The organism is Microbacterium sp. (assembly GCF_049661145.1).
Lineage (GTDB): Bacteria > Actinomycetota > Actinomycetes > Actinomycetales > Microbacteriaceae > Microbacterium.
The window spans coordinates 1-1,685 of record NZ_JBASZT010000230.1 but is presented as its reverse complement, the minus strand read 5'-3'; the positions used below and the strand labels follow the sequence as shown (position 1 = coordinate 1,685).

2 protein-coding genes are annotated in these 1,685 nt (G+C 74.2%); both read left to right on the top strand.

The genetic code is table 11. The features are described from left to right. Nucleotides 1–76 precede the first annotated feature (76 nt). On the top strand, nucleotides 77–889 hold the full coding sequence (locus tag WBP48_RS09745; RefSeq protein ID WP_424439582.1) for an ABC transporter permease: 813 nt from the start codon (nucleotides 77–79) through the stop codon (nucleotides 887–889). Beyond that, nucleotides 886–1,539, top strand: coding sequence for an ATP-binding cassette domain-containing protein (locus WBP48_RS09740; RefSeq protein ID WP_424439579.1), 654 nt, complete (start codon nucleotides 886–888; stop codon nucleotides 1,537–1,539). Before WBP48_RS09745 ends, WBP48_RS09740 begins: the two co-directional genes overlap by 4 nt. Nucleotides 1,540–1,685 lie beyond the last annotated feature (146 nt).

Here is a 1,685-nt window from a genome sequence, read left to right as displayed (position 1 = left end):
GTCCGGGCGGACGCCCGCCGTCCGGACGGACGCCCGCCGTGACCGCAGACCCCGCCCGACCCGGAGACCCCGACCCGTGAGCCGCAGAACCCGCCGATCCGCATCCCCCGGCCTGCCCGGCTGGGTGTATCCGGCGGCGGCGCTCGGGCTGCTGATGGCCGCCGTGCCGCTGATCGCGCTCGTGCTGCGGACCGACCCGAGCCGGCTGTGGGAGCTGCTGTCGCAGCCCGCCGCGCGCGACGCGCTGCTGCTGAGCCTGCGCACCTCGACGGCGAGCATGGTCGTGTGCCTGCTGCTCGGCGTACCCCTCGGGCTGGTGTTCGCCCGCGTGCGATTCATCGGGCGGAGCGTCCTGCGCGCGATCGTGCTCACCCCGCTCGTGCTGCCGCCCGTGGTCGGCGGCATCGCGCTGCTGTACGCGTTCGGGCGGCGCGGCCTCATCGGCCAGGCGCTGCAGGTCGTCGGCATCCAGCTCCCGTTCACGACGATCGCGGTCGTGATGGCGCAGGTGTTCGTGTCGCTGCCGTTCGTCGTGCTGAACGTCGAGGCGGCCGCGCGCGGCGCCGGCGAGCGGTTCGAGGGCATCGCGGCGACGCTCGGCGCGTCACCGACCCGAATCCTGGTGCGGATCACGCTGCCGCTCATGCTCCCTGCGCTCGTCGCGAGCGCCGTCATGGCGTTCGCGCGCAGCCTCGGCGAGTTCGGCGCGACGCTCGCGTTCGCCGGCAGCCTGCAGGGCGTGACCCGCACGCTGCCGCTGCAGATCTATCTCGTGCGCGAGACGGATGCCGACTCCGCCGTCGCGCTGGCCCTCGTGCTCATCGTGCTCGCGCTCGTCGGCGTCACGCTCGCGTATCGCCCCGGCGCGCTGCGAAGGGAGCTGCCGTGATCCGGCTGCGGGCGCGCGTGGCCGCGCGGAGCCTCGATGTCGAGATGACGCTCGACGAGGGCGTCACGACGGCGATCGCCGGCCCCAACGGTTCCGGAAAGTCGACCGTGCTGGCGGTGCTGAGTGGCCTGCTGGCTCCCGACGAGGGGGAGTTGACGGTGGGTGACGAGGTCCTGATGGATGCGCGTACGTGGGTCCCGCCGCGCCGCCGCGGGATCGTGCTGATGAGCCAGCGCGTGCTGCTCTTCCCGCACCTGACCGTGCGGGCGAACGTCGCGTTCGGGCCGCGCAGTCAGGGCGCGTCGCGGCGGGATGCCGGGGTCGCCGCGGACCGGTGGCTCGCCGAGGTCGGGATGTCGCCGTTCGCCGATCGGCGTGCCACCGAGCTTTCGGGCGGTCAGGGGCAGCGGGTCGCGCTGGCGCGGGCACTTGCCGCGCAGCCGCGCATCCTGCTGCTGGACGAGCCGTTCGCGGCTCTCGACGCCGACGCGGTCCCCGCGATGCGAGAACTGCTGGCGCGGGAGCTCGCCGGCCGCACCGCCATCGTCGTCAGTCACGACGTCGAAGACCTCGAGGCCCTCGCCGTGCGCACGGTTCGGCTGCGTGCGGGCACCGTCGTGGACGACGGGTTGTCGCCCGGGTCCGAGTGAGCACGATGTCGCGCTCCCGCCCCTCAGCCCGCCGAGCCGCTACGTTTCGCCCGAGCCGCTACGTTTCGCCCGGTCGGAAGATGGCGGCTCGGTCGGAACATAGCGGCTCGCGGGGGTGCGGCGCGCGGGGGTGCGGCGCGCGGGAG